Genomic DNA, 5364 nt, shown 5'->3' on the forward strand with positions numbered 1-5364 from the left:
TAATGGGTGCTTTATGTTTGGAAATTGGAATGCTCACGAATTTTTTAATAACCATCAGTTTATTGAAGTCATTGGCAACATTTACGAAAATCCAGAGTTAATCAACTCTTGAATTATTATGTTTCCTAAATGAAGAGATGCCTCTGACGGGATTCGAACCCGTACTCCTTTCGTAAGCATAGGCTAGGGGAGAACACGCTTCCCTACGGACTTTCACCGGCTAGGAATTTCACCTGCCTCAGCTAATTTGCTTTTCGGTGCTTCTGAAACCCTTGCCTTGCGACCCGGTTCTACAATGTTTTCCGGCGCTCTTCCCTTCTAGAGCTACAGAGGCATTTTGTAAATTATATACATTATTTTATATATCATCAATAAAAATTTTACTTTACTTAAGAGTAAAAACATTAATTAAGGAGGGGATAAAAATGAGCTTAATCATTAAGTCCGAAGTGCGATCCGCCAGAAAAACATATGATTGTGATGATTGCGGAAAACCCATATTGAATAAGAAAAAATACCGCTATTTCTTTGGTGCTCCCGACAAAGGCGATAAACCCTACAGCTTAAGAATTTGTAAAAGTTGCGACCCGTATCAGGAAGATTATTAAACGTTTTTTAAGCAAAGTGTTAACTAGGAGGGGTTTGAGTGAAATGTAAGTATTGTGGTTGTGAAATGGAAGCAGAATTTGTGGATATTGGTATAGGGGAGCAACAAGTCTCAGATTGGCAATGTCCTAATGACAACTGCCCAGAGTATCTAGATTGGTTAGAAAAGAATAGAGAGACAGATGTAAAAGCAGGTAGAAGATGATATACACGATAAGCAGGGAGTTTCGTAGTCTAAAGAAATACGTAGTATGAAAGGATGGTTGGAATGCCACAAGTATATAGATTAAATGAAAATGATTGGGTAATAGCTGACAACTTTAATGAAGCAGTCAACTGGTATATGAAGGATACAGGTATGTCGAAAGAAGAAGCTGTTGACGAATCATATTCCCCATTTGAAGTTAAAGATTTATCTAGATTTTATATTATAGTAGAACGCTATGACAACAAAGAGTTTGAAGAGGAATATTTAGAGGATGAGGATGATAACACGTTATCTATCCCCGCAGATGAGTTAATTAAAAAGGAATGGAAAGGTAAGCCTTTTATTTTCTGTTCTACCGAGTATTGATGACAAAGCACACTAATTTAAAGCAACATCTTGATAGATCAGTTGATTAGGAGGGAAATAAATGAGTTTTACCGTCACTTGTAATAACTGTGAAGCTAGAGTGGAGCTTGAGGATGGATTTTTAAAAAGTGAGAAGATCCAGGTTTATGACAGTGGTGAATTTGTTGTTTCCATTAAGTGTTCCGACTGTGGAAATGAAATAGTAAGTAATGATGTTTAATTAACACAAGGTAGGAGGAGTTAATTTGAATAAAGATTTTGATCACCAAGCATTATTTTTAACCATATTAATTTCGTATTTTATAAGTGCAATAATTTTAGTAGCAAGAGGGATTATTTGAAAATGAAGGTAATTCCATTGAATTACACAATAGGCAGCACGCTGATCCACAAGGGTAATAGATTCACAGTTCAAGATATTACGCACTTTGATCAGTTGACCTTTCTCTTTTTCGCAGAAAGGCCTGGTCAGGGGGTTAGGGAAGATTTAATTAAGTGGGATGAAATTACTGTTGAATAGGGGGAGTTAATTTGAACTTAGAAAAAATCAAAAAAGATTGGAATTATTACTGTAAAGAAACGGAAGAAAATGAAATTGTGGACATTGACCTTCATTATTCAATGGCAATGGAAGTTGGAGTATTGATTAACAAAATCGAACAACAGCAAAAGGAAATTGAAGAAACGAAGCAAGTTGCAAATGACTTGAATAACGATCTCTTTCATGAGCGAGTTGAAAAAGATAAATTGGAACAGAAAATTGAAAAATTGAAGAAAGAGTTAGATAGACAGATGCAAATTGGCTATTCTTTCGAGGGACAGGTAGTAGATCAACAGAAAGAAATTAAACGTTATGAAAAAGCGCTTCACGCTCTACTTAATATCTCATATAAAGATGATTTAGATGAGATGGTGGATATTATAACGGACGCGTTAACTGGATTCGAATTAAATGAAATTTATCAAAAAGATGCTGATTTAGGTGCTGAATCAATAAGAGAAATTAAAGAAGATATACGAAACATAAGATAGAGGGAGTTGTTTAAGATGAGGGGGCAAATCATGGCTATTCCATGGGATAAGCGAATTTATGCGCTCTACAAAGGAGAAGAAAACATCATAGATGGCACGATATTAGAAATTGCAGCTAGGACTGGAAAAACGATCAAGTCATTAAGATGGATGACTTATGATGCCTATAAAGAGCGTTGTAAAAAGAGTAAAAATATAATTGAGTTAGTACCTATTGATGACTATGAAGAGGAGTTGTTTCAATGAAGTTAGCAAGCTGCAGCAAATGTTTTGCAGTAGTTCCATCAAAGCAAACAGTGATTGTGGAATATAAAAGAGTATGTAATAAATGCAGAAAATAAAAAAGACAGGATTTCTCCCGTCTATGGTAATCGACAATTAAATTATACCATAGGGGGAGAATAGATGAGCAGTCAATTATCTTTCTTTCCGGATGTTGATGAAAAGAAAATTCGTTCCATCGTTGTGAAAGAGCTAAAGAAATATAAAGCATTGAAGATTCAGCAGCAGAATAAATTGGAATTGAATCAGAATGGCATTCAAGTTAACATATTCCCTAAGTTGCTACAAAACGATTTAGAGAATGAACTTAAGGTTATCCAAATGGAAAGAGCATTGAAAAACAGTCTTGATACTGTGGAAAGACAAATCATTGAAATGAAGTATTTAAGCCTAGAAAGGCAGAATGATTTAAACATATACTTAGAACTCGGTTTACAAAAGACAGCCTATTATGAAAAGAAAAAGACAGCAATCTTTATGATAGCTTCATCACTTGGAATAATTTAAGAAAAAACGCGGACAAAAAGCGAACAAAAATAGGGATAAAAATAGGAGAAAAAGGCGGACAAAGTTACTGCCTTTTTTTTCTTTGAATTTTTTTATGATTATCTCAGGAGCTATTCCTGGGGTCGCACTTATCCCATACCAAAGGTGCAAGACTCGAGCAGTCAAACAGGCATGATTCATGCTGATGCACCTAGTTTGCGGTGGCTGCTATTGCGGGGCATGGAGGTAGAAGCACTCTGTTTTATTTTATTAAGCATTTAGCATAATGAGGTGATAGTAGGTAATTTGTCATAAAATGTCGAACGATAGTATTTGTCCACCCTTTCTAATTCACTGATAATTATATGATGAGAGGGGGAAAGATTCTTGATAAAAGAGAAAAAAGAATTAACAATAATAGATATCTTTTATGACTTAAAAAGAAGAGTATCAATAACAAGAAAAGCACGAATAAAGGCATCTAAAAGGCTTAGAAGAAAACATGAATTTTTTGAAAAAGTTACAAATTTTTATTCGCTAATTGTTCTTATTCTTTCTGTTTGGTTTATTAACTATAATAATTTAGATTTTACTAAAGGCTTATTAATTTTGTCATTATCATTAACCTTTTTTACTATGTTTTTATCATCGAAGAATTATAAAGAAAGAGCTGGTGCTTTTGAAACGAATTATCAGCATTTGGATGTTCTATTGAATAAAATTGAACGTATTGAAGTTAATCCAATACAGATAAATACAGAATTAGTTAAAAAACTACATAGAGAATATGAAATATTATTGATTGAAAAAGAAAATCATCATGATATTGATTACATGACGGTAGATGAAGAAATGGCTTCTAAATTTAAAATAGAAATAGCAACATATAGGAATAAAGAAAAAATTTTAAATACCCTCATTGCAATCTATCCAATAATCTTATTTGGATTTTTATATTTTGTACAAAAATACTTATAAAAGAGCATCCTTTCGAGGCTGCTTTTTTATTTTAAAAAGGAGGTAATGAAATGGAGATAACAATAAAAAATATATATCCAGAAATTATTTCTTATTACTATGACGGGGTTGAAAAAGATGTGCATAGTTCGCTTACCATTGAATACAGAGCAAGGATTAAAGATTTAAGTTTTACTGGTTCAACAATATTACCTTTAGAGAATGAAGAAAAACAATTCAGTGTAAAAGAATTAAAAAAGATGATAGCAATTCAAATAAAGGAAAACTTTGAAAGAATCGATAAATGGTTTGATTAATGATTAAACAATTCATATATGTCATGATTCATATGACTGAGGGTGAGAAGCTTATTAATTACTGGTGGTTATGGATTAGTGTTTTTGGAGTTGGGGGATTAATCATTTTCATTGTGGAATGGGTGAGAAACAAATGAAGTATATAAAAGTTATTTTGATTTCAATAGTAATTACATTATTCAACACACAACCAGGAATAGAGAATGATCCAGTAAGAACAAGAGATTGGAAGTTTATGTGTTAAATAAATAAGGAGGCATAAATGATGAATATTAGTAAAGAGGCATTCAGTATCAGAAAAGCTATTGTCGATGCAAACGTTGAGCACTGTAAAGATTTAACCCCAGAACAAATTGAAAGTATTATAAGACTTAATGAAATAAAGAATCTAAAAGAACAACCTTTACTACAGATTGAATTACAGGATATAAACTCAGTACCAAGGGTTATATACAAAGGTGAAGAAATCAAAAATAAAATGGAGGTAGCATTCGAATGGGATACAGGAACAATCGAAGCTTATACTCCTGCGTATGTTCGAATTAAACATTGGGATAAAGAAGTTGACAAAAGAATGAATAGTAAAACAATACAACACAATGAACAGATATTCTAAAGATGACTGAATATAAAACCTTAGAACAAAAGCGAAAGTTTTATGATGGTCGTGAATGGAAAGCATTACGAGAAGAAGCTAAGAGTCGTGACAACTATGAATGCCAGGAATGTAAACGCCAAGGCAAAGTAACTATAGACATGAATGAATACAGCGAGAGTGCCAAGCGTAAGAAGATTAAGTTAGTAGTCCATCACATCAAAGAGATTGAACATCATCCAGAGCTAGCACTTGAGTTAGATAACCTTGAGACAGTTTGTGTCGATTGTCATAACAAAGAGCACGGAAGGTTATTTGATAAGAAGCAAAACAAATGGGCAGATGATGAACGCTGGTAATACCCCCCGGTCAAAAACTTTGGCCTTTATTAGCCTCTGGGGCACCGGGGAGGGGGGTCAACTCTCTGAAAATATTTAAAAAATAAGTCCTTCACATTAGGGGCGGTGGGGGGAGGGGTAGTATGGATTTTGATAAATTAAAAAAACAGTTATTAG

The 5364-nt window shown here is 33.5% G+C and carries 12 protein-coding genes; all 12 read left to right on the forward strand.

All coding sequences use genetic code 11. The features are described from left to right. Positions 1 to 13: 13 nt before the first annotated feature. The 12 genes from LCM23_RS26300 to LCM23_RS25585 all read left to right on the forward strand — a co-directional run bounded on the left by LCM23_RS26300 (position 14) and on the right by LCM23_RS25585 (position 5208). A complete protein-coding gene (locus LCM23_RS26300; protein WP_224939294.1) occupies positions 14 to 112 on the forward strand; it encodes a YopX family protein in 99 nt (32 codons plus the stop codon). 313 nt (positions 113 to 425) lie between these two features. Further along, entirely contained in the window at positions 426 to 608 is a 183-nt protein-coding gene (locus LCM23_RS25535) for a hypothetical protein (RefSeq protein WP_224939340.1), read from the forward strand. Positions 609 to 646: 38 nt separating this feature from the next. After that, positions 647 to 811 carry a hypothetical protein gene (locus tag LCM23_RS25540; RefSeq protein ID WP_224939341.1) on the forward strand — a complete coding sequence of 55 codons (165 nt, stop codon included), beginning with the start codon at positions 647 to 649 and terminating at the stop codon, positions 809 to 811. Between the two features lie 63 nt (positions 812 to 874). Then, a complete protein-coding gene (locus LCM23_RS25545; RefSeq protein WP_224939342.1) occupies positions 875 to 1180 on the forward strand; it encodes a hypothetical protein in 306 nt (101 codons plus the stop codon). Between the two features lie 61 nt (positions 1181 to 1241). After that, on the forward strand, positions 1242 to 1400 hold the full coding sequence (locus LCM23_RS25550; protein ID WP_224939343.1) for a hypothetical protein: 159 nt from the start codon (positions 1242 to 1244) through the stop codon (positions 1398 to 1400). 311 nt (positions 1401 to 1711) lie between these two features. Beyond that, positions 1712 to 2212, forward strand: coding sequence for a hypothetical protein (locus LCM23_RS25555; RefSeq protein WP_224939344.1), 501 nt, complete (start codon positions 1712 to 1714; stop codon positions 2210 to 2212). 30 nt (positions 2213 to 2242) lie between these two features. After that, the gene (locus tag LCM23_RS25560; RefSeq protein ID WP_224939345.1) at positions 2243 to 2458 is read left to right on the forward strand and encodes a hypothetical protein; all 216 of its coding nucleotides are present in this window, start codon (positions 2243 to 2245) and stop codon (positions 2456 to 2458) included. 159 nt (positions 2459 to 2617) lie between these two features. After that, positions 2618 to 3001: an ArpU family phage packaging/lysis transcriptional regulator gene (locus LCM23_RS25565; RefSeq protein ID WP_224939346.1), complete on the forward strand. Its 384-nt coding sequence runs from the start codon at positions 2618 to 2620 to the stop codon at positions 2999 to 3001. 366 nt (positions 3002 to 3367) lie between these two features. After that, the gene (locus LCM23_RS25570; RefSeq protein ID WP_224939347.1) at positions 3368 to 3958 is read left to right on the forward strand and encodes an SLATT domain-containing protein; all 591 of its coding nucleotides are present in this window, start codon (positions 3368 to 3370) and stop codon (positions 3956 to 3958) included. Between the two features lie 50 nt (positions 3959 to 4008). Next, a complete protein-coding gene (locus LCM23_RS25575) occupies positions 4009 to 4254 on the forward strand; it encodes a hypothetical protein (protein ID WP_224939348.1) in 246 nt (81 codons plus the stop codon). 265 nt (positions 4255 to 4519) lie between these two features. Then, positions 4520 to 4870 (forward strand): hypothetical protein, encoded by a 351-nt coding sequence (locus LCM23_RS25580; RefSeq protein WP_224939349.1) that lies wholly within the window; start codon positions 4520 to 4522, stop codon positions 4868 to 4870. 2 nt (positions 4871 to 4872) lie between these two features. Then, entirely contained in the window at positions 4873 to 5208 is a 336-nt protein-coding gene (locus tag LCM23_RS25585) for an HNH endonuclease (RefSeq protein ID WP_224939350.1), read from the forward strand. Positions 5209 to 5364 lie beyond the last annotated feature (156 nt).

This window comes from Cytobacillus kochii (assembly GCF_020171845.1).
In the GTDB taxonomy this organism is placed as follows: Bacteria; Bacillota; Bacilli; order Bacillales; family Cytobacillaceae; genus Cytobacillus; species Cytobacillus kochii.

Excerpts from the sequence above, each read along its gene's own strand:
- LCM23_RS26300 (WP_224939294.1), top strand. The coding sequence starts at position 14 with ATGTTTGGAAATTGGAATGCTCACGAATTTTTTAATAACCATCAGTTT.
- LCM23_RS25535 (WP_224939340.1), top strand. The coding sequence starts at position 426 with ATGAGCTTAATCATTAAGTCCGAAGTGCGATCCGCCAGAAAAACATAT.
- LCM23_RS25545 (WP_224939342.1), top strand. The coding sequence starts at position 875 with ATGCCACAAGTATATAGATTAAATGAAAATGATTGGGTAATAGCTGAC.
- LCM23_RS25550 (WP_224939343.1), top strand. The coding sequence starts at position 1,242 with ATGAGTTTTACCGTCACTTGTAATAACTGTGAAGCTAGAGTGGAGCTT.
- LCM23_RS25560 (WP_224939345.1), top strand. The coding sequence starts at position 2,243 with ATGGCTATTCCATGGGATAAGCGAATTTATGCGCTCTACAAAGGAGAA.
- LCM23_RS25565 (WP_224939346.1), top strand. The coding sequence starts at position 2,618 with ATGAGCAGTCAATTATCTTTCTTTCCGGATGTTGATGAAAAGAAAATT.
- LCM23_RS25575 (WP_224939348.1), top strand. The coding sequence starts at position 4,009 with ATGGAGATAACAATAAAAAATATATATCCAGAAATTATTTCTTATTAC.
- LCM23_RS25580 (WP_224939349.1), top strand. The coding sequence starts at position 4,520 with ATGAATATTAGTAAAGAGGCATTCAGTATCAGAAAAGCTATTGTCGAT.
- LCM23_RS25585 (WP_224939350.1), top strand. The coding sequence starts at position 4,873 with ATGACTGAATATAAAACCTTAGAACAAAAGCGAAAGTTTTATGATGGT.